At 40.2% G+C, this 20,010-nt stretch carries 22 protein-coding genes; 13 read left to right on the forward strand and 9 right to left on the reverse strand.

Features of this window, described 5'->3' with window-relative positions:
* Positions 1–20: 20 nt before the first annotated feature.
* Genes RLN88_RS11060 through RLN88_RS11070 form a run of 3 tightly spaced genes read left to right on the forward strand, consistent with a single transcriptional unit; the run spans position 21 to position 2,818 of the window.
* On the forward strand, positions 21–944 hold the full coding sequence (locus tag RLN88_RS11060; protein ID WP_350221464.1) for a TolB family protein: 924 nt from the start codon (positions 21–23) through the stop codon (positions 942–944).
* Between the two features lie 38 nt (positions 945–982).
* Positions 983–1,873: a TolB-like translocation protein gene (locus tag RLN88_RS11065; protein WP_350221465.1), complete on the forward strand. Its 891-nt coding sequence runs from the start codon at positions 983–985 to the stop codon at positions 1,871–1,873.
* A 24-nt stretch (positions 1,874–1,897) separates the two neighbouring features.
* Entirely contained in the window at positions 1,898–2,818 is a 921-nt protein-coding gene (locus RLN88_RS11070; protein WP_350221466.1) for a hypothetical protein, read from the forward strand.
* Between the two features lie 317 nt (positions 2,819–3,135).
* On the opposite strand, the gene RLN88_RS11075 is transcribed toward RLN88_RS11070, so the two are convergent.
* Together RLN88_RS11075 and RLN88_RS11080 are read right to left on the reverse strand one after the other, a co-directional pair.
* Positions 3,136–4,113 carry an aldo/keto reductase gene (locus RLN88_RS11075; RefSeq protein WP_350221467.1) on the reverse strand — a complete coding sequence of 326 codons (978 nt, stop codon included), beginning with the start codon at positions 4,111–4,113 and terminating at the stop codon, positions 3,136–3,138.
* 18 nt (positions 4,114–4,131) lie between these two features.
* Entirely contained in the window at positions 4,132–4,764 is a 633-nt protein-coding gene (locus RLN88_RS11080; protein ID WP_350221468.1) for a CGNR zinc finger domain-containing protein, read from the reverse strand.
* A 77-nt stretch (positions 4,765–4,841) separates the two neighbouring features.
* Between RLN88_RS11080 and RLN88_RS11085 the strand changes: the two genes are divergently transcribed.
* Entirely contained in the window at positions 4,842–5,720 is an 879-nt protein-coding gene (locus tag RLN88_RS11085) for a DMT family transporter (protein ID WP_350221469.1), read from the forward strand.
* A gap of 26 nt (positions 5,721–5,746) precedes the next feature.
* On the opposite strand, the gene RLN88_RS11090 is transcribed toward RLN88_RS11085, so the two are convergent.
* From RLN88_RS11090 to mnmE, 4 genes are all read right to left on the reverse strand, one after another.
* Entirely contained in the window at positions 5,747–6,145 is a 399-nt protein-coding gene (locus tag RLN88_RS11090; RefSeq protein ID WP_350221470.1) for an ACT domain-containing protein, read from the reverse strand.
* A gap of 36 nt (positions 6,146–6,181) precedes the next feature.
* Positions 6,182–7,330 carry a tyrosine-type recombinase/integrase gene (locus tag RLN88_RS11095; RefSeq protein ID WP_350221471.1) on the reverse strand — a complete coding sequence of 383 codons (1,149 nt, stop codon included), beginning with the start codon at positions 7,328–7,330 and terminating at the stop codon, positions 6,182–6,184.
* On the reverse strand, positions 7,327–7,686 hold the full coding sequence (locus RLN88_RS11100; RefSeq protein ID WP_350221472.1) for a helix-turn-helix domain-containing protein: 360 nt from the start codon (positions 7,684–7,686) through the stop codon (positions 7,327–7,329). Before RLN88_RS11100 ends, RLN88_RS11095 begins: the two co-directional genes overlap by 4 nt.
* A gap of 245 nt (positions 7,687–7,931) precedes the next feature.
* On the reverse strand, positions 7,932–9,296 hold the full coding sequence (gene mnmE, locus RLN88_RS11105; RefSeq protein ID WP_350221473.1) for a tRNA uridine-5-carboxymethylaminomethyl(34) synthesis GTPase MnmE: 1,365 nt from the start codon (positions 9,294–9,296) through the stop codon (positions 7,932–7,934).
* Between the two features lie 87 nt (positions 9,297–9,383).
* Between mnmE and RLN88_RS11110 the strand changes: the two genes are divergently transcribed.
* On the forward strand, positions 9,384–9,698 hold the full coding sequence (locus RLN88_RS11110; protein WP_350221474.1) for an ArsR/SmtB family transcription factor: 315 nt from the start codon (positions 9,384–9,386) through the stop codon (positions 9,696–9,698).
* Positions 9,699–9,705: 7 nt separating this feature from the next.
* The gene (locus tag RLN88_RS11115; protein ID WP_350221475.1) at positions 9,706–10,224 is read left to right on the forward strand and encodes an SRPBCC family protein; all 519 of its coding nucleotides are present in this window, start codon (positions 9,706–9,708) and stop codon (positions 10,222–10,224) included.
* Here the strand turns inward: RLN88_RS11115 and RLN88_RS11120 are convergent.
* Together RLN88_RS11120 and RLN88_RS11125 are read right to left on the reverse strand one after the other, a co-directional pair.
* Positions 10,221–11,426, reverse strand: coding sequence for a sterol desaturase family protein (locus RLN88_RS11120; protein ID WP_350221476.1), 1,206 nt, complete (start codon positions 11,424–11,426; stop codon positions 10,221–10,223). The genes RLN88_RS11115 and RLN88_RS11120 overlap by 4 nt on opposite strands.
* 13 nt (positions 11,427–11,439) lie before the next feature.
* Positions 11,440–11,838, reverse strand: coding sequence for a hypothetical protein (locus RLN88_RS11125; protein WP_350221477.1), 399 nt, complete (start codon positions 11,836–11,838; stop codon positions 11,440–11,442).
* A 76-nt stretch (positions 11,839–11,914) separates the two neighbouring features.
* Here RLN88_RS11125 and RLN88_RS11130 point away from each other — a divergent pair, with 76 nt between their 5' ends.
* The 6 genes from RLN88_RS11130 to RLN88_RS11155 all read left to right on the forward strand — a co-directional run bounded on the left by RLN88_RS11130 (position 11,915) and on the right by RLN88_RS11155 (position 18,982).
* Positions 11,915–12,331 (forward strand): hypothetical protein, encoded by a 417-nt coding sequence (locus RLN88_RS11130; RefSeq protein ID WP_350221478.1) that lies wholly within the window; start codon positions 11,915–11,917, stop codon positions 12,329–12,331.
* Positions 12,332–12,472: 141 nt separating this feature from the next.
* Positions 12,473–14,362: a DNA topoisomerase IV subunit B gene (locus RLN88_RS11135; RefSeq protein ID WP_350221479.1), complete on the forward strand. Its 1,890-nt coding sequence runs from the start codon at positions 12,473–12,475 to the stop codon at positions 14,360–14,362.
* A 74-nt stretch (positions 14,363–14,436) separates the two neighbouring features.
* Positions 14,437–15,063 carry a SatD family protein gene (locus tag RLN88_RS11140; RefSeq protein WP_350221480.1) on the forward strand — a complete coding sequence of 209 codons (627 nt, stop codon included), beginning with the start codon at positions 14,437–14,439 and terminating at the stop codon, positions 15,061–15,063.
* Positions 15,064–15,087: 24 nt separating this feature from the next.
* Positions 15,088–17,676, forward strand: coding sequence for a DNA gyrase/topoisomerase IV subunit A (locus RLN88_RS11145; protein WP_350221481.1), 2,589 nt, complete (start codon positions 15,088–15,090; stop codon positions 17,674–17,676).
* Entirely contained in the window at positions 17,676–18,335 is a 660-nt protein-coding gene (locus RLN88_RS11150) for a TrmH family RNA methyltransferase (RefSeq protein ID WP_350221482.1), read from the forward strand. The genes RLN88_RS11145 and RLN88_RS11150 overlap by 1 nt, the downstream gene beginning before the upstream one ends.
* Complete coding sequence (locus RLN88_RS11155; RefSeq protein WP_350221483.1) at positions 18,332–18,982, forward strand: SanA/YdcF family protein; 651 nt, start codon at positions 18,332–18,334, stop codon at positions 18,980–18,982. The genes RLN88_RS11150 and RLN88_RS11155 overlap by 4 nt, the downstream gene beginning before the upstream one ends.
* Here RLN88_RS11155 and RLN88_RS11160 read toward each other — a convergent pair.
* Positions 18,979–19,302: an Hpt domain-containing protein gene (locus RLN88_RS11160; RefSeq protein WP_350221484.1), complete on the reverse strand. Its 324-nt coding sequence runs from the start codon at positions 19,300–19,302 to the stop codon at positions 18,979–18,981. The two genes, RLN88_RS11155 and RLN88_RS11160, sit on opposite strands and share 4 nt — an antisense overlap.
* A 137-nt stretch (positions 19,303–19,439) precedes the next feature.
* Between RLN88_RS11160 and RLN88_RS11165 the strand changes: the two genes are divergently transcribed.
* Positions 19,440–19,901, forward strand: a complete 462-nt coding sequence (locus RLN88_RS11165; RefSeq protein ID WP_350221485.1) for a hypothetical protein — start codon at positions 19,440–19,442, stop codon at positions 19,899–19,901.
* The last annotated feature ends 109 nt before the right edge of the window (positions 19,902–20,010 follow it).

Raw genomic sequence — 20,010 nt, forward strand, 5'->3', positions numbered from 1 at the left:
TAATTAAAAAAAATTAAGCAATGGAAAACCATATAATCAAATTCTCAGTGTTGGTATTTATAATATTTCTAAGTGCTTGCAAAACAGATAAATCGAAAGCGAAAGATGATGATTCTTCAACCAAAGAAAGTTTTTATCTTGATCAAAAACCACCTGGGTTAATCCCAGAAGTCTTCGCTCCTGATGTAGTGTCTATCAATGGAAGGTTTGAAAGCACTATTTCATTTTCTCCAGATTTAAAAGAGCTATACTTTGAAGCTAAACATGAGGATGAGGCATCTCAAATCTATTTTTCCAAACTTGTTAATGGTACCTGGACCCCAATTAAAAAAGCAAATCTTACTAAAGGAAATAAAAAAGAAGAAATGCACCCTTTCGTGAGTCCTGATAGTAAACGGATTTATTTTACCGCATTTGACTCTACTTTTTCAGATGAAAGGATATGGTATGTCAACCGTTTCGAGAACGGATGGAGCGATGCTATTAAACTGAATTCTCCCGTAAATAATGATAAAGTATTTTTTGCAAATCATGCAAAGAACGGTGGGCTATATTACTTCGACTTATCAACATTCAAAACCTCCTATGCTCCTAATGAAAATGGTGAATTCGTAGAACCCCGAGCAGTTGAGATTGAAATAGGGCATCATGCTTTTATCTCACCAAATGGTGATTATTTGTTAGTGACCGATCGCAGCAATCAAGGAGGAGAAAATAGAAGGGATAATGATATATATGTCTATTTCAAGAATGAAGATGAAACATGGTCAACCCCCATTAATCTTGGAGCCACAGTAAACTCCACTTTTTCTGAAAAAACACCAAGTATTAGTCCTGATGGCAAGTATTTGTTTTTTGGCAGGGACGAAAGAGATATTGAACCCGGACTGTCAAATATTCATTGGGTGAGCACCGATGTTATTGAAAATCTAAGACCAAAATAGACCATACAATATGTTGGCGGTAATTAAATAAACAGACAATGAAAAACTACATAATTAAATTCTCAGCACTGGCATTTATAATACTTTTAAGTGCTTGCAAAGCAAATAAATCGAAATCGAAAGATGATGATTCTTCAACCAAAGAAAGCCCTTACCTTGGTCAAAAACCACCTGGCTTAATACCAGAGCCTTTTGCTCCTGATTTAGTTACGTCAGGAGGTTGGGAATACAGTGGAGTCTTTAGTCCAGATATGAAAGAATTTTATTTCCTCAGACAAGTTGAAGGAACCAAAGAACAAGAATTTGTTGTCTATAAAAATGAGGGAGACAAATGGAATGAGACGGTCATATCTTCTCGCCAAGGAGAGCCTTTTATCTCTCCAGATGGCAAGAAAATGCATTTTGGCAGAAGATATAAAGAGCGTACTGATACTGGAGATTGGTCTGAAATAAAAAAACTTGGAGCTCCTTTCGACAGCTTACCAATTATGCGTCTTACGGCTTCTTCTAAAGGGACTTATTTTTTTGATGAGTTCAAACGGGACTTTACAGGCGATATTCGATATTCAAGATTTGTTGATGGGAAATATGAAGAACCTAAACTGCTCGACAAAAAGATTAATACTGGAAAAAGTTTTCATCCCTTTATCGCACATGATGAGTCGTATTTAATATTTGATAGCAAAAGAGAAGACGGATTTGGAGATTCTGATATTTATATCAGTTATCGCCAACAAAATGGAGAATGGGGTGATCCTATTAATCTGGGTAACAAAATAAATACAGAAGCGTGGGAAGCATCAGCGAGTGTAACGCCAGATGGAAAATACCTCTTCTTTAACAGAAATATGGGTTCTGATGATTATGAAAATGTAGATATTTTTTGGGTAAGCAGTCAGATTATCGAAAATCTTAGACCTAAGCAATAATGAAACGGCAACCTTTTGAAAGCAATGAAGAAGATTTATTTGATATTAATACTTGCCGGCACACTTTTATTAGATGCGTGTGAACCCAAAACAAAAAAGGATGAAGATTCTTATTTACAACCTATATCCGATCGCTATCTCGGCCAAAAACCACCAGGCTTAACGCCTATAGCATTCGCCCCAGGTATTGTATCCACAGAAGAGTATTTCGAAGATGGCAACACGTTTTCACCCGATTTGAAGGAATACTATTTCGTCAGGCATGGAGGAAAATATGAAAAACCCACATCAATGGTTATTCGATATGAAAATGGAAATTGGGGGGATGAAGTTGAGACGGACATTAAATATCCAGTTTTCTCAAAGGATGGAAACACTATTTACCGTGGCAATAAATACAAAGTTAGAACTGACTCAGGTTGGTCGGAATTCAAAAGTATGGGATCGCCTTTTACCGACAAGATCATCATGGGAATAACGGTTTCTAATAGTGGGACATTTTTCTTTGATGAATTCGTCTTTGATGAATTCGAGAGACCTGATACAGTGGGGGCTATCAGCTATTCACGTAGGGTAAATGGTGAATATCAACCTCGCCAAAAGCTTGGTGAGGAGATTAACACAGGTGCATGGATTGCACATCCTTACATTGCTCCGGATGAATCCTATTTGCTATGGAATGTCAAAAGAGAGGATGGATATGGTGATTCTGACATCTATGTTAGTTTTCAAGAGAACAATGGTTCATGGACGCTTGCAATTAACATGGGAGACAAGATAAACACGACACATGGGGAAAGTGGTCCAAAGGTGACTCCCGATGAGAAATATTTATTCTTCTGGAGGGGATACGAAAGGGTTGAAGAAGATGGAAGTTCTTTTTGGGTAGGAAGCCCTTATTGGGTGGATGCAAAGGTTATTGAGAATCTTAGGCCAAAACAATAGAACTCAACTAAAGAATGAAAAATAAAATAATTATACTCTCAGCACTGGCATTTATAATATTTTTAAGTGCTTGCAAAACTGAGATATTCCTGAATACTTTAAAGCTATGAGTGTATCAAAGGCTTATAAATGGTGTAGTCTTTTATCTGATATTTTTCTCGTAATAGGATGTCTGGTAATTTTTCCAGCTGATGATACAGTAATACACGATTTATTTCAACTGTGTGTAGCTATTGGATTTTTACTGTTTGGAGTTACCTACTTTCTAAGAAAGAAAATGAGAGTGGGTGGAGGATAGATGAATTGAGGAAATCCAATTAAGCTTTTTTGATTTCTTCTGATCTATCAGTGGCCAGGGCTGGTCTTTGTGTGAATTCAGAAATAGTTAGTCTTAATTCATCTGTCATTTCAATATTCAAAGAATTTAAAATTGAATTGAGTTGCTTGGAATTTCTAGATCCAATAATTGTGGCTGATATAGCAGGGTGACTTTTAGCCCAGGCAATGGCCAAACTTGCCGGATTGAAATTATGATGTTTTGCAAAATTGATGAATAGCTTCAAGGACTCTTGAACTTCAGAATCTGCATACCTACTAACGTACATCTCGTTGGTATCAAATCTTCCGGATTCATTTCTGTTTTTATTAAGGTACTTCCCTGTAAGTAGACCTCCAGCTAAAGGGCCATATGAGAAAACCCCAAGCTTTTCGTTCTGTGCCATAGGAAGAATTTCACTTTCACATTGCCGCTTGAGCAAGTTGTACATAGGTTGCAAACAGGAAATGGGCGCGAAATTTTTGCGCTCACAAATGCCAATTGCTTTCATAGCCTGCCAGGAAGAAAAGTTGCTTAACCCCAAATAGAGAACTTTACCTTGTCTCACAAAATCATTGAGTGTTGAGAGACTTTCCTCTAAGTCTGTATTCTCATCAAAACTGTGCAGGTAATAAATATCAATGTATTCTGTTTTCAGACGCTTCAGGCTTTTATCCAATGCCTTGGTAAGGTAGAACCTACTTCCTCCTTTGAAGTTGATATTTTCACTAGTAGGGTAATAAGCCTTAGTGGTAAGTATAACTTCGTGTCTGTGGTTTGAAACGAACTTCCCTAACAACACTTCCGACTCTCCATTTGCATAAACGTCAGCACAATCAAATATATTGATCCCATTATCGCGTGCCAACGCATACATCTCAGCGGAGACTTTTTCGTCAGCACCATCTCCAAATGTCATTGTTCCCAGACACAAGGATGAAACACTTATGCCGGTCTTTCCTAAAAGATTATACTCCATATTTTTAAGTAATAGCGCTTAGACTCTGTTCTTCCTATTAAATCGATTTACTTTACTGCGGTTTCCGCAATCTTCCATTGTACACCATGTACGACTGTTATTCCGACTCTTGTCGATGTATAGCCAATGACAGGCCTTGCATTTTTTAATATGTTTTATATCCGTTTCCGTAAGTACTCTAATGGAAGACCAAACTATTTCATTGAAGACTTTACCAATAATTGAATCACATTTCTGCAGCCGTAGTTGGTATTTATCTTCATAATAAGCGACTTCTAGTTTGCTCAGCGTTTTACTCGCCAACTGATTAAGTTTAACCATATCATTTGCTTTGGGCACAGAATGGTCAATAACCGCACAAAAAATCTTATTGATTAACTCTCTCAGGTCTATTAATTCCGCCAACAAAGCCTCACTATCCTTCGCTTTTTCGAATTCAGTAAGTATGATTTGTGCTTCAGAGTCATTAACAATTTCAGCCAATCGGCACCATTCAAGCAAGTTGTCGATTCCATCGAGCCATTCGTGAGGTGATTCTGAATCTCTCCAACTCATTGTATTGGCAAAGTCAAAGCAAAGTGACCCCCCAATTAGTTTATAGGTCCCCTTGTAATCTCCTGGATTAAGTCCTGATGTATTCGAATTAACCATCAATTATAATTTTACTGGTTAATATAGATAAAAATATTATATATTTAACCATCTACTCTTTTTTTAATGGTTAAAAAATGAAATTACCAATTTTTCAATTCAGCTTATCAATGTTAATAGCAGGTACAATTGGTGTATTTGCAATGAAATCGGAATTGACACCTGAACGCTTGGTTTTTTTTCGATGCTTTTTTGCTGCTATTACTATGCTTATATATTGTGCATACAATAGGAGGAGAATCCAAATACCTAAAATAAGCATGGAGTTGCTATATGTGATATTTGGAGGTTTAAGTCTGGTGTCAACCTGGTATTGCTTGTTCCAGGCTTTCGAACTCGCATCCATTACTATCGGTATTTTATGTTATTTCACAGCTCCATTTTATGTGCTAATTCTTGGCTCAGTATTAATGAGAGAAAATGTCCAAGTCTCCATGTTTGCATGGTTGTTTCTTGCTTTCCTAGGAATAATAATTGCTGCTGCAAACGGGATAGATGTGATTGACGGTGCTGACCTTTATATTGGTGTTGTTTTTGGATTACTTGCAGGCTTATTTTATGCAATTGCGACTCTATTTGGTAAAAAAATCAAATTTTACCCTCCTGAATATATTAGTCTATTACAAATGTGCATAGGTGCATTGTTCTTTTCCTTTTTTATTGATTTTTCATTGCAATCAATCGAGTTGAAAAGCTGGGTATATGTTTTGATATTGGGTATTGTTCATACAGCCATTCTCTATGTTCTGTTTTATAAGTCATTGAAATCAATACCCATAATTCTTATTGCGCCATTGATGTACATAGAGCCTGTAATAGCAATAGCAAGTGATATTATTGTATACAAAAGTCATTTTGGTATAATGAAGTTTCTGGGCATCATTCTGGTGCTTTTAGCAACCTTTAAGATTTCAAGAGAAAATGTTAGGATTACCCAATACCCGGATAAAGAATAGCTCTCTAAAATAAAAGACGTTAATTATCAGGCGTTCTTGGAAAGAGTTCTCAGGATTTCTAAAGCTTTTTTTCCATCTTTTTTATCTACAAAAATGTGGTCATGATAAAAACCAGCTATCACATTACAGCTTATGTTGTGGTTGGAGAGCTCTGTTGAAAACGCAGCTGTTAAACCCACAGCTTCCAGTGAAGAATGCACATCAAGAGTAATCCATGAAGCAATGAAACTATAAGAAATCCCCAATTCATCTGCTTTTCTTCTTTCAATTATCACAGACCATCCCTCATCTTCCTTGAATTCGCAAAGTGTGTCTTGTCGGCTTATTTTATCAATGTTTTTAATGGTCGCAAAAATGTAATCTCCCTTATTTAATTTGGGAGTCATTGTTTTGATCAATTTGGATAAGTTGGTTTCACCTGTCATGTCGTCATATTTGTTAGTGATAAGAATAAACTCTAATTATGCGATTCTCATGTTTGATTTATCTGATGACAGATTAGGAATCCTTTCAGCTGCTTCCTTCCTTCGCTGATCGATCACTTTGGCATAGATCTGTGTGGTTTTGACAGTCTTGTGATTGAGCAATTTCGAAACAGTGTATATATCAGTTCCTAAGGATAGCTGTAGTGTGGCGTAAGTATGTCTGAAGCAATGGAAAGTGATCTTTTTAGTGATACCTGCTCTCCTAATCCATTCGGATAGTTTTTGATTTGTCCAGGCTGAATATTTGAGGTCTTGAAATATCTTTTGTTCTGTTGTTTTCGGATAGCCTAGTATATTAACTGCTTGTTCCGGAATGTTATGAGTTTGTGGTCTTTCAGTCTTTTGGTGAATGAAACGAATGAAATAGCCATTGATCTCCGAGTATTGGATTTCTCCCCAGGTTAGATTGATCAGATCGCTCCAGCGTAAGCCAGTAAGTGCCGAGAAGATCGAGGCTTTCTTAAGTTCTATCGATTCGCATTCTGTATTGAACAAAGCTTTAAGCTCTTCAAGGGTAAGGAATTCCCTAACAGTTTCTTTCTGCTTGATCCTGTCAATTTTAAGCATGTAGTTTTCTTCAAGATGCCCTTTCTTAAATGCAGTCTCCACAGCTACAGAAAACTTACTGAAATAAGAGGATTGGCTGTTTTGAGATATTTTCCTCGTTTGACTTTTTAGTGAGTGTGTAGTTTTCAGGTATTCCTTGAAATCCTCGCAGAATTGTTGATTAATGTCAGCAGTGGTGCACTGGCCATGAGTGAACCTTACCAGGTACTTGTAAGCACTCATCCAGTTGCCATGATTGCCGTCACTGTCCCACTTTGAGTTTGCCAGTTTCTTAAAGTAGTGGAGGAAATCTATTTGCTTGGATTTTTTGAAAATGAAATCAAACCTGCTGGCCTGAATATCTAACTGACGAGCTGAGCAAATACTCTGCGCCTGAATCTTCGTTTCTTTGTTGTGATGCTTTTCAAATACTCCATTGGGTTTATCATAAAGGTAGAGTTTGAGAAACTCTCTTCGGGTTGATTTCTTCGTTTCCTGATCCACAAGAGGAGGGTAGAAGTCCAGGTACAGACTGAATCTTCCTTTTGATATTTTCTTTTGACGTAGTGTGACTTTCATAGATTGATATTAAAAAGGTGGTCTATATTTTTCCGAGCTATGATGGTACGTCTTCCAATTTTGGTGGCCTGAATGCGGCCATCCTTAATCATGCGGTATAAAGTCATGCGGCTAATGCCGAGGAGCTCGCAAGTATCCTGGATATTTAGAAAATCCTGCTCTTGAATTGCCTTGACTGGTGCAGCTTTAATCTCCAATGTTTCCTTATTGGATTGGCCAATCTTTTCCTCTTTCTGACGCTTCTTATAAGCTCTCTTCGCACAATTGTCACCGCAATACTTTGTGACAGTTGTTTTGGCGGTAAACTCATTACCACAATGCTGGCAAATTCTCTGTACTCTGATATTTGAACTCACGGTTGTTTCACTTTATACTGAAAGTTAGGAGTGTATCTATATGTAACTTAATGTATCATTATGTAACATAATTTCTCCCTTTTTGTACCTTTAATAAAGATAAACAATTAGATACAAATAAGGTACAAAACAAGGCAAAAAATCGCTAGAAAATGCGAATTAAAAAGAACATAAAAACATCAATAAGTACGCTATTAAGCAGTATTTAAGGTTTTATTGTTGATGGTTTTGGATGATTGGGGAAGTTACTTTCCAATACAAAACTTGGAGAATATATTTTCTAGCAAATCATCAGTTGTAACTTCACCGGTGATTTCACCTAAGTGGAAGAGCGCAGAGCGGATGTCTTGAGCCACCAGGTCGTTGCTCATTTCCATATTTATGCCTTCAATCACACGGTTGAGCGCTTCGTCGGTTTGTTGCAGGCTTTGAAGGTGGCGTGTGTTGGTTACAATCACCTCGCTGGAGCTTTTAGTCTCGGCGACAATAGCCTGGAGTCGAGCCTTCAGATCGTCCAGGTGGACTTTCCCTTTTGCAGAGATAAACACGGCATTTTCATCTTCAAGGAGTGCTTTTAGTTCGGGTTTGGCCTCATCCACCTTGTTCCCCACAATCAGGCTTGGCACAGAGGATTTTCTCAGCCCTTGGAGTTGCTCTTCAATCGAGTCAATTGAATCATTCATTAAATCAACCAAATAGATTACAAGGCTCGCTTGTTTCATTTTCTCAAGTGTCCGCTGCACACCTATACTTTCCACTTTATCATCCGTCTCTCTAATTCCCGCCGTATCGATGAATCTGAAAGCGATTCCATCCAGATAAATTTGATCTTCAATGAAATCCCGGGTGGTCCCTGCAACCTCTGATACGATGGCTTTCTCCTCATTTAGCAAGGCATTGAGCAGGGTAGACTTACCAGCATTGGGCTTACCGGCAATGACGGTTGGTACACCACTCTTAATCACATTTCCATACTCGAAGCTGGCAATCAATGATTGAATTAGCGTCTGGATTTTATTAATCAATTTGATTAATCCTTGCCTGTCAGCAAACTCTACATCTTCCTCCGCAAAGTCCAGCTCCAGCTCAATCATGGAAGCAAAATGGATTAACTCTTCTCTGAGTTTTTTGATTTCATCCGAAAAGCCACCTCGCATTTGCTTCATGGCTGTCTGCTGCATACTTGCATTTTCGGATGCAATTAAGTCCGCTACAGCTTCAGCCTGAGCTAAGTCAAATCGTCCGTTCAAAAAAGCCTTTTGAGTAAATTCCCCAGGCTTTGCAAGGCGAGCTCCTTTTTTAATAAGAAGGCTAAGAATTTTCTGAAGGATATACTGTGAGCCATGGCTGGATATCTCGATTACATCCTCTTTAGTGTAGGAGTGAGGGCCTTTGAAAACAGAGACAAGCACCTCATCAATGATTTTGTTTTCATCGTCACGTATCGTCCCCAGATGAATGGTGTGGGAGGCCACCTTGGTCAGGTCTTTACCTCGAAATAGCTCATTCACAATAGGAATAGTATTAGATCCGGAAACGCGAATAATTCCAATGGCTCCCTGACCTGGGGGTGTAGCTAACGCAACAATGGTGTCATTGATGTGAGACATTTTGCAAAGATGAAGCTAAAAATTTGCTATTAAAACGTAACTATTTGGTTTCTTTTTAGTATTCTTGTAACCAAAAGGTTACTTATTATGCGACGAGATGTATTTCAGGCAGTGGCAGACCCAACACGGCGAGGGATATTAGATATCCTATCCGAACATCCACGGAATGTGAATGAACTTGCCGACAACTTTAAAATGAGTAGACCAGCCGTATCCAAGCATGTGCGGATTCTGAAGGAATGTGGACTGGTGTCTACTATAAAACAAGGCCGAGAACGATTCTGTCATGCCAATCTGGACAGACTGGGAGAGATCGCCTTGTGGGTACATCAATATCGCCGATTCTGGAATACAAGTCTGGACAAACTGGAAGAATTGCTAAAAGAAGACAACACTAAATAATACGATAATGGATAAATACGGAAAACTTATCAATGATCATACACTGTATTTTGAGCGAATGCTAGCCGGCCCAATAGAACGAGTCTGGGAGTATCTAACAGACGAAAAGAAGAGAGGGCTATGGTTTGCAGGAGGGTCAACAGATCTCATTCCAAAAGGAGAAATGAAGCTTATTTTTCACAATTCCACTTTGTCACCTACTCCGGAACCCACACCGGAAAAGTATAAAGATTTCAGGGATGGATTTGAATCTATTGCCATTGTTCTCAAAGCTGAACCGCCTCATCTGCTCGTTTTAGAATGGGAGGGAATTGTGACTTTTAAGTTGGAAGAAGCAGGAGATAAAGTAAAACTGACACTTACGCATGAGAACCTTAAAGAGACCAAAGATGCGCGTGTTGGTACATTGGCAGGCTGGCATACCCACTTAGATATTCTTGTAGATCTCATGAATGGTCGAGAGCCAGAAGGATTTTGGTCTGTGCATATGAAATTAGAGGAGGAATATGAAGAAAAATACTTCTAGACCTTTCTAGATGATTTGAATAGCCAGAAGCTAAAAAGTATGACAAAACCTCCGGCCAGGCCATAGGAGAAATTTTCATTAAGCAGAAAAACGATAATTGCTGCAGAGGCAATCAAGCGTAGGAACTCCACAGGAATCCAGCTTTTTCTATTCTCCATTAGAATGCCCAGCTGAGCAATGGACCAAATGATAAAGCCAGCTAAAGCCAGTTTTACCTCAAAACTGTAGTTGGACTGGGTGAAAAGAAAAAGAGAGGTGAAGACAAGCACCAGGACGAACTGCACAAATACATACCTGATCATTGGCATATGTGGATGCACATCAAACTTTCGATAGGTCTTTTTGTCTACCTCAGGAGCCATCTGATAGCCGCCTAATTCAACTGGTTGCCAGCCTGGCTTATAAAAAAGAACTTTAAGCTTATTCAAAAATCCGGGTGTAGCTTTTACCTGATTAGTCATATCAACGATGGGAAGCACATTCGCCCAAACAGGATTCCAGGTGTTTGTTGGCTTGGTCACCCCATAGGTGGGTCGCTCTTCTTCTTCCTGAAATGTGCCAAACATGCGATCCCAGATCATAAGTGTTCCAGCATGATTTCGATCGATATACTTTGGGTTTCGTCCGTGATGTACCCGATGATGAGAGGGAGTGTTGAAAACATATTCAAACCACCTTGGAAGCTTATTTATCGCTTCAGTATGAATCCAAAATTGATAAATAAGATTTAAACCCTTCACCGTCAGAAATGCATAGGTGTTGAACCCGAGGAATGCAAGAGGGAGATAGAAAAGCATCGAAAAAGCTCCTCCGAAAGAGGCCTGCCTTAAAGCAACGGAAAGGTTGTAATCCTCACTTTGGTGATGAACAACATGGGCTGTGTTCCAGAGAAAATTTACCTCATGACTAGCCCGGTGAAACCAGTAGTACATCAGGTCTACCAAAACAAAGAGCAGAAGATAGCTCCACCATGCATTCGGTACTTTTGTGATGGATGCATACTGATAAACGAACTGATACATCCCGATGGATAGGACTCCCCACAGTGCCCCTGTCACCTGAGAGGAGATGCCGCAACTGATATTGGAGATTGCATCATTTGTACGATAGATTTTAGCCTTCTTCACCAGCTGGTAAACCAGCTCAAAACCTATCAGAAGAAAATAGAGGGGAATGGAAAGAATTACTGGGTTAAAATCCATAAGTAAAGTTATATCAAACTTCAGCGTGTGCGACCTTCGGCTGTTTGAAAATCACATAAAAGTTAGGCATCAACAGGGAAAGATAAATAACTACTCTGCTGATAAAAAGAGATAGATCTCTCTCCGGTTTTATAAAATCACCGACGATGGATATAACTACCACACTACTAACCAAAACACCTGATAGTATTCTATAGTTATCTCTATAAAAGGTACTGAATTGGTGCTCAGGATTCTTGTGTGCCAGGTTCCAAATTTTTGGCTTACATACACTTAGTAACAAGCTCGCTACAAATAAGATAGCAGAAATAGCTAGAACTAAATGCGAAAGTGTTGAACTCTCCAGCTCAAGTGGGATGATCATTCCAAAAAATGAAAGAATGTTTAAAATGGCAAAGATTTTTGTTTTCATACTGAATGGCATTTTTGTATTCTAATTTTGTTGGTTAGTATTTCATGCTGTCATTTTATTACATAATCATTTCCATATGACCCAGGCGATCAAAGTCCTCAACTACATTTCATATTTTCTCTTCACGGCGATTTTTCTTTTGGTGTACGCCTATCTCCCGTTTTCAGTTGACCTGGAAATAGAAGGAGTGAGCAACTTGCACAAGCAGATATTTTTCTATTATGCTTTTGGAGTATTCCTGATTTCTAATATTGTTTTAAGAATTGCAATCAATTTGGGCACAAGGAATTTTGGTGAAGAATTGGGTTCCTGGGTTCGATCGCTCATCTTCATAGTAAACTTCTACCTTACGACTCTCATTGGGTTCATAGGGGTGCTTAATAACACCACCAGTGTGAGCCCCTCCAGCTACGCCTACCTTAATTATATGGGGCCGGTTTTATTGATAATCTGGATTTTTGGATTGATTTTTTTGATCATCAAAAACAAATAGAACCCGCTCTTTATCAGTTTCTTAAATTGACTTATCTGAAGTAAAACTCCTGCTACGAGTGAGGTTGTTACGTGTAAGTATTGGATTTTTATCATTACTTTGGTTTAGTGAATATTAAATCATTTATAACGATTTTATTGAATGGCTGAAGCGATATATACCGAGGATAGTATTAAATCCCTGGATTGGAAAGAGCACATCAGGCTTAGGCCTGGTATGTACATAGGCAAGCTTGGAGATGGAAGCTCTCCAGATGATGGCATCTATGTGTTGGTGAAGGAAATCATAGACAACAGTATAGATGAACACATGATGGGGCATGGTCGAACAATTGAGGTGAAGGTGACTGATCATCGCGTGACTGTAAGGGATTACGGACGAGGAATACCATTGGGAAAAGTGGTAGACTGTGTGAGTAAAATCAATACTGGGGGTAAGTATGATTCAGGTGCTTTCCAGAAGTCAGTTGGACTAAATGGAGTTGGTACGAAGGCAGTGAATGCACTCTCCAAATATTTCAAAGTCCAAAGCTATAGAGACGGTGACACCAAAGTGGCAGAGTTTGAAAGAGGGGAGATCACCAGCGACGCAAAAGTGGAGAAAGCCGATGGTAGAAACGGGACACAAATTATCTTCGAACCGGATGATACCATTTTCAAAAACTATCATTTCATTCCGGAATATCTGGACAACCTGATGTGGAACTATGCCTATCTGAACTCAGGGCTGACCATCATTCTCAACAATAAAAAGTACCACTCCGAAAATGGACTCAAAGACCTTCTTGATCGAAAGACCGATGCTGAAAACATTCGGTATCCCATTATTCATTTGAAGGGTGATGACATTGAGATTGCACTCACTCATGCCAATCAGTATGGCGAGGAATATTATTCATTCGTAAACGGACAATATACCACTCAGGGTGGAACTCACTTAGCTGCTTTTAGGGAGGCCTTGGTAAAAACCATAAGGGAATTCTATGGAAAGAATTTTGAAGCTTCCGATGTTCGCTCATCCATTGTAGGGGCGATAGCGGTAAGGGTGCAAGAGCCGGTTTTTGAAAGTCAAACAAAGACAAAGCTTGGATCTCAAAGTGTAGGGCCAGATGGCCCCACCATGCGAACGTTTGTCAATGACTTCATTAAGACTGAGCTCGATAATTTCCTGCACAGAAACTCTGAAACAGCAGACGCTCTATTGAAAAGAATCCAGCAATCTGAACGGGAGCGAAAAGAGATTGCAGGAATTAAGAAACTGGCCAACGAACGAGCCAAGAAGGCCAACCTTCATAATAAGAAGCTGCGAGATTGTCGCATTCATTTCAATGATAAGAAGGGTGATGAGACGATACAGGATGAAACCATGATCTTCATCACAGAGGGCGATTCTGCTAGTGGATCTATCACCAAGTCAAGGAATGTGCAGACACAGGCTGTTTTTTCACTCAGAGGTAAGCCATTCAACTGTTTTGGTCATACGAAAAAGGTGGTCTATGAAAACGAAGAATTTAATCTTCTGCAACACGCATTAAATATCGAGGATGGGCTGGAGGGCTTGCGTTACCGGAAGATCGTAATAGCCACGGATGCAGATGTAGACGGCATGCATATACGACTGCTTCTGCTTACCTACTTCCTGCAATTCTTTCCGGAATTGGTAAGAAACAACCACATCTTCATTCTAGATACGCCACTATTTAGGGTGAGAAATAAGAAGGAAACGATCTATTGCTACTCAGAAGAGGAGCGTAGAAGAGCCATCGCCAAGCTTGGTAACAAACCCGAGATCACTCGCTTCAAGGGATTGGGGGAAATAAGCCCAGGAGAATTTGCCGCTTTTATCGGTGATGATATCCGTCTGGATCCGGTCATACTCCAGAAAGATACCAGTATCAATGACTTGTTGACCTTCTACATGGGCAAGAATACGCCAGATCGTCAGCAATTTATTATTGATAAACTACGGGTTGAGAAAGACTTGGTGAATGAAGTGGAGAAAGAAGTTAGTAAAGAGGTTGAAGCAGCTTAGAGTTTAGATCAATTGTATAAATTATGCAATAAAGAATTTTTGTAAAAAAATTACAATAAATTAACCTTTGCATTATGGCAGCTAAAAAGCAATTCATATTGATAGCAGATGTGATTGGTAGTCATGAGACGGCTGGAAATCAATTGATGGAAGATTTTAAAATGCTCGTGAGTTACACGAATAAGATATTTAGTTCATCAATTGAGTCACCACTAACAATTACACTTGCTGATGAATTTCAGGGGATTGTTTCTTCAGCAATGGCCGGAATAGACATCATACTTGCAATGGAGGAGTATATCCTGGAAGAAGAGTTTGATTTTAAGCTAAGGCATGTGCTGTATGAAGGAATAGTTGAGTCTCCAATAAACCCTGAAAAGGCACTTGAGATGCTGGGTTCCGGGTTGACCAATGCAAGGAACAGGCTGAACGAAATGAAGAAGGACACTGGTCGCTTTTATGTTTCCACTAAATCATCGACAGCCATCAATAAGATGATGAGGATTGCTCAACATTTTATAGATAGTTGGCATCCAAAGGATAGAAGTACTGTGTCGGGATTTCTTCAAGGTCATGATTACAAGGCATTGGCCAAGATTCAACAAAAAGATGAGTCAACCTTGTGGAGAAGGCGTAAAAGCTTGGCAATTGATGAGTACCAAATGTGTAAGGATTTAATCCACCATCTGGTCAATAATTAATAGATGATTGAATATTGTTTGTAAATGGGAGAAGAACACGAAAACGAGGAAGAAATACATGATGTCATTCCCATCTCGGGGATGTATGAAAACTGGTTTCTGGATTACGCATCTTATGTAATTCTGGAGCGTGCTGTGCCGGCTATCAATGATGGCTTAAAGCCCGTTCAAAGAAGGATTTTGCATGCCATGAAGGAAATGGATGATGGGCGCTACAATAAAGTCGCCAATATCATCGGTAGTGCCATGCAATACCACCCTCATGGAGATGCTTCAATCGGAGATGCCATCGTAAACCTGGGACAGAAAGACCTATTGATTGACACGCAGGGAAACTGGGGAGATGTGCGTACGGGGGATTCAGCAGCTGCACCCCGATACATCGAAGCTCGCTTGTCCAAGTTTGCATTGGAGGTACTCTTCAATCCGCAGACCACAGAATGGCAGCTATCCTATGACGGGCGCAAGAAGGAGCCTGTAACCTTCCCGGTGAAGTTCCCATTATTGCTGGCTCAGGGCGTGGAAGGAATTGCCGTAGGACTTTCCACGAAAATGCTGCCTCATAATTTCTGTGAAATCCTGGATGGCTGTATTGCTATTCTAAAAGGAAAAAAGGTCAGGTTATATCCAGACTTTCTGACTGGTGGAAAAATAGATGTATGCGATTACAATGATGGAAAGCGTGGTGGAAAGGTGAGGGTTCGGGCAGTCATTGAAGAGTTGGATAAATCAACTCTGGTAATAAAGGATATTCCTTACGGCACCACCACTACCTCGCTCATAGAGTCCATTGTAAAGGCAAGTGATAAGGGAAAGATCAAGATCAAGCAGGTCATTGATAATACCGCTAAGGACATAGAAATAGTGGTGAGCCTGGCTCCAGGCACATCACCGGATATTACCATAGACGCACTCTATGCATTTACGGACTGTGAGGTGTCCATTTCTCCCAATGCCTGTGTGATTGTGGATGACAAGCCACAGTTCATGAGTGTTTCGGATATCTTGAAACAGTCAGTTGATCAAACGGTGGATTTACTGAGGCAGGAACTGGAAATAGAAAAAGCCGAACTGAAAGAAAAGATATTCTTTAGCAACCTGCTCAAGATTTTCATCAATGAAGGGATGTATAAGCATCCGGAGTATGAAAATTCCGGCGACCTACAGAAATGCTATGAGGTTCTAAACACTTTGTTCACACCATTCTTCGATCAGTTTTATCGGGAGATTACCAATGAGGACTATAAGAAACTCATCGATAAGCCTCTAAGTAGTATTACACGCTTTGATACCAGTAAGGTGGATGCTCAGATGAAGGATCTGCAGGAGCAAATTGAAAAAGTGGACCATCATCTTAACAACCTCAATGAGTTTGCGATTTCCTACTATCAGAACTTGCTGGATAAGTATGGAAAGGGCCGTGAGCGCAAAACCGAGATCACCAATTTTGATACCATTAATGTGACGGTGGTGGCCGCAAACAATGCTAAGCTTTATGTAAATCGAGCGGATGGATTTGTTGGTTATGGATTGAAGAAGGATGAATTCGTTTGCGACTGCTCTGATATCGACGACATCATTGCCTTTACCAAAGACGGTAAATGCGTAGTGACCAAAATTCAGGACAAGGTGTTTGTTGGAAAAGACATTCTCTACGCAGGGGTTTTCAAAAAGAATGACGAGCGTATGGTGTATAACATGGCCTATGTAGATGCCAAATCTGGCAATAGCTATGTGAAACGCTTTCAGGTTTTATCTGTGACCCGGGATCGGGAGTATGACCTGACCAAAGGAGGCAAAGGAAAAGTCCACTACTTCACTGCCAATCCAAATGGAGAGGCTGAGGTCATCACCGTGTCATTGACACAGGCCAGTAAAGCACGTAAGAAGGTTTTTGATTTCGATTTTTCTGAACTGGAAATAAAAGGACGGGGAGCCGGAGGAAATATTCTGACCCGCTATCCTGTTCGCAAGATTGTGCTGAAGGAAGAAGGAAGGTCAACCCTTGGAGGGGTAGATATCTGGTATGATCCTACAGTGGGTAGGTTGAATAGGGAAGAGCGAGGGGATCATCTGGGCAATTTTATGTCCGGCGATCAGGTTGTGGCATTTTACAAAGATGGAAGCTATGAGGCTACCACTTTTGAGCTGACCAATCACTATGATTTCAACAATGTGATGGGCATCTACAAGTTGGACCAGGATGCATCTTTCAATGCCATCCACTATGACGGAGAGTCAAAGAATTTCTTCGTGAAACGTTTCATCATCGAGACAAATACGCTCAATAAGAAATTCTCTTTTGTAACTGAAGCCAGAAGCTCAAGGCTGATGTTTATTTCCAAAGGCATAGAGACTGATGTAGAGGTCACCTATAAGGATGGCCGTAAGCATGAGAAGAAGAAGCTTGATCTGATGAATCTGATTGATATCAAAGGGTGGAAGGCCATTGGTAATAAGCTACCAGTTCAGCAGGTAATCTCCATAGACTTGATCAAAGAAGATAAGCCGCGACAGGCTGAAATAGACCTGGATGCTATTAAGAATACGATCAAAAGCGAGGTGGAAGAAGAGGAGAATCAGTTAGGGCTCTTCGGTGAAAAGAAGGAGTAATGAATCATCAGCAGGTAATCGATATCCTGGAAGAATTTGTATCTGAGAATAAACAAGCTCATATTGATCGGGTACTTTCTCAGCGAACCAGGCATGTGACACTGGTTTTTGAGGATATCGATAAACCTCACAATGTAAGTGCGGTACTCAGAACTGCGGAATGTATGGGCATCCAGGACCTGCATTTTATCAAAAACAAGAACAGCTACTCAGTGAACCCGAACATTGTACAAGGGGCTGCCAAATGGGTCACTTTGCATCATCATTCGAAAGGTGAAGATAATGTGGCCAGCTGCTATGACACCCTCCGTCGCACTGGTTATAAAATTTATGCCACATCGATTCATGAGACCTCTCGCTCTATTTATGATTTAAATCCAAAGGAAAAAACAGCCATTGTTTTTGGAACAGAGGCAGAAGGAATTACAAAGGAAGCAGGGGAAAAAGCCGATGGATTTGTTCATATTCCCATGCAGGGATTTACTGAAAGCTTCAACCTCTCCGTGAGTGCAGCTATTTGCCTCACCGTGTTAAAATCAGGATTAGAAACATGGCCACCATTAGAAGAGCAGGAAAAGCTGGAGCTGCGTTCGGAGTGGTACAGGAAAATAGTGAGGGAGGCTGATCTAATCTTAAAAGCGAAAGGAGTGGATATATGAAAATAACACCGCAAAAATTTCTCCGCCTGGGAATATGGATTTCAATTACGCTCTTTCTTTTTGTTTTGGGTACAAACATATGGGTGGTTCAGTCTACCAAAGGGTTCATTTACAATGTTGTGAATTCACCAGTGAACGATGTGGCCCTGATATTGGGCACCAGCAAGCGTACAATTGATGGTAATCCGAATCGTTTTTTTATGGAACGAATGGAGACGGCAGCAATGCTTCATTCAAGTGAGAAGATCAAACACATTCTCGTCAGTGGGGATAACCGGACAAGATATTACAATGAGCCACGAGATATGCTGCAAGCTCTTGGAGACTTGGACATCCCGGAAGAGGATATTTCTCTCGATTTTGCCGGTCTACGAACACTCGACTCTGTCGTTCGATGCAAGGAAGTTTTTGGTCAGAATAGAGTAACCATCGTGACCCAGGAGTTTCACTGCTACCGATCCCTCTTCATTGCTAACTATTTCAATATGGAAGCGGTGGCAGTATCTGCCGATGATGGTGGCCCAATCGGGAATATGCTGGCACTGAGGGAAGTGCTAGCACGTACCATGGCCGTATTGGACCTTTATGTATTTCAGCGAAAGCCCAAATACCTTGGAGAAGAAGTCACACTACCAATCAAAGGTTAAACTCCAGCCCATTCTTTAAGTTGCCTGAGCGCATCCTCACATTGCTGATGAATGTCTTTTAGTACTTCAATACTTGCATTCCCGGGGTTATGCTGTAGCTGCTCCAGCGTATCGCCGCACGGCAACTGAATCATTTTGGCAGAGGGCTTGAGCTGATGCGCCGACTTGGCCAGGTTGTCCAGATCGCCGGTTTTGAGCTCGTTTTCCATTTTGGCAACCAGCATGGTATAGGTTTCTTCAAAAGTTTCAACAAACTCACTTTTAAAATCAGGGTCGTCTTCACCCAAGACTTCCAGGTAGGTAAAATCAATTTTTTCCATAAAAGCTTAATCCAGAAATAAATCTAACATCAACCAGACTCAAGTAGGTAAAAATCATAGGGAAATTTAGGGAGCATGTCGCAAGCATCACAGAAATTATTTAGTATTTTCGAGCCGAAAAATTGAAATCCAAAGGAATGATTCCAGAATTTGAACCATTAAGAGAAGACGAAATACAAGTATTGCTTCAGGCACCTGTTTATGTAGCAATTCTCATCGCCGGAGCAGACGGAAAGATTGACAAATCAGAGCGAAGAGAGGCCATTGAGGTAGCGAGAAGCAAGCAAAGCAGATCGCGTGAGCAGCTTCACGATTTTTATAAACTTGTAGGGGAGCAATTTGAGAGTAATTTCAATAAACTCGTGGATGACCTTCCTTCAGGAACTGATGCGAGAATCTCTGCGATAACTTCTGAGCTGAGAAAACTGAATTTCATACTTCCCAAAATCGACAGAAATTTTGCTATTAAATTTCATGCAAGTCTGAAAGATTTGGCAAAGAAAATCGCGGAAGCTTCCGGTGGAGTGCTGGGGTATCTTTCTGTAAGCTACGAGGAGTCCCGGTTGATGGAGCTGAAGATGATCAAGGAAATTGAGTAATTAATTACCAACATAACCGACAGAAACCCTGATTTCTTAACTGAGTCAGGGTTTTTTGGTTTAAATTGAATCATGCACAAGTCAGGAATAGTACCACCCCTCAGACTTT

It is taken from the genome of Ekhidna sp. (assembly GCF_040223195.1).
Taxonomy (GTDB): Bacteria; Bacteroidota; Bacteroidia; order Cytophagales; family Cyclobacteriaceae; genus Ekhidna.

What these genes read in the sequence shown, in the direction of transcription:
- RLN88_RS11060 (WP_350221464.1), top strand. Translation starts at nt 21, where the DNA reads ATGGAAAACCATATAATCAAATTCTCAGTGTTGGTATTTATAATATTT.
- RLN88_RS11065 (WP_350221465.1), top strand. Translation starts at nt 983, where the DNA reads ATGAAAAACTACATAATTAAATTCTCAGCACTGGCATTTATAATACTT.
- RLN88_RS11070 (WP_350221466.1), top strand. Translation starts at nt 1,898, where the DNA reads ATGAAGAAGATTTATTTGATATTAATACTTGCCGGCACACTTTTATTA.
- RLN88_RS11075 (WP_350221467.1), bottom strand. Translation starts at nt 4,113, where the DNA reads ATGGAGTATAATCTTTTAGGAAAGACCGGCATAAGTGTTTCATCCTTG.
- RLN88_RS11080 (WP_350221468.1), bottom strand. Translation starts at nt 4,764, where the DNA reads ATGGTTAATTCGAATACATCAGGACTTAATCCAGGAGATTACAAGGGG.
- RLN88_RS11085 (WP_350221469.1), top strand. Translation starts at nt 4,842, where the DNA reads ATGAAATTACCAATTTTTCAATTCAGCTTATCAATGTTAATAGCAGGT.
- RLN88_RS11090 (WP_350221470.1), bottom strand. Translation starts at nt 6,145, where the DNA reads ATGACAGGTGAAACCAACTTATCCAAATTGATCAAAACAATGACTCCC.
- RLN88_RS11095 (WP_350221471.1), bottom strand. Translation starts at nt 7,330, where the DNA reads ATGAAAGTCACACTACGTCAAAAGAAAATATCAAAAGGAAGATTCAGT.
- mnmE (WP_350221473.1), bottom strand. Translation starts at nt 9,296, where the DNA reads ATGTCTCACATCAATGACACCATTGTTGCGTTAGCTACACCCCCAGGT.
- RLN88_RS11110 (WP_350221474.1), top strand. Translation starts at nt 9,384, where the DNA reads ATGCGACGAGATGTATTTCAGGCAGTGGCAGACCCAACACGGCGAGGG.
- RLN88_RS11115 (WP_350221475.1), top strand. Translation starts at nt 9,706, where the DNA reads ATGGATAAATACGGAAAACTTATCAATGATCATACACTGTATTTTGAG.
- RLN88_RS11120 (WP_350221476.1), bottom strand. Translation starts at nt 11,426, where the DNA reads ATGGATTTTAACCCAGTAATTCTTTCCATTCCCCTCTATTTTCTTCTG.
- RLN88_RS11125 (WP_350221477.1), bottom strand. Translation starts at nt 11,838, where the DNA reads ATGAAAACAAAAATCTTTGCCATTTTAAACATTCTTTCATTTTTTGGA.
- RLN88_RS11130 (WP_350221478.1), top strand. Translation starts at nt 11,915, where the DNA reads ATGACCCAGGCGATCAAAGTCCTCAACTACATTTCATATTTTCTCTTC.
- RLN88_RS11135 (WP_350221479.1), top strand. Translation starts at nt 12,473, where the DNA reads ATGGCTGAAGCGATATATACCGAGGATAGTATTAAATCCCTGGATTGG.
- RLN88_RS11140 (WP_350221480.1), top strand. Translation starts at nt 14,437, where the DNA reads ATGGCAGCTAAAAAGCAATTCATATTGATAGCAGATGTGATTGGTAGT.
- RLN88_RS11145 (WP_350221481.1), top strand. Translation starts at nt 15,088, where the DNA reads ATGGGAGAAGAACACGAAAACGAGGAAGAAATACATGATGTCATTCCC.
- RLN88_RS11150 (WP_350221482.1), top strand. Translation starts at nt 17,676, where the DNA reads ATGAATCATCAGCAGGTAATCGATATCCTGGAAGAATTTGTATCTGAG.
- RLN88_RS11155 (WP_350221483.1), top strand. Translation starts at nt 18,332, where the DNA reads ATGAAAATAACACCGCAAAAATTTCTCCGCCTGGGAATATGGATTTCA.
- RLN88_RS11160 (WP_350221484.1), bottom strand. Translation starts at nt 19,302, where the DNA reads ATGGAAAAAATTGATTTTACCTACCTGGAAGTCTTGGGTGAAGACGAC.
- RLN88_RS11165 (WP_350221485.1), top strand. Translation starts at nt 19,440, where the DNA reads ATGATTCCAGAATTTGAACCATTAAGAGAAGACGAAATACAAGTATTG.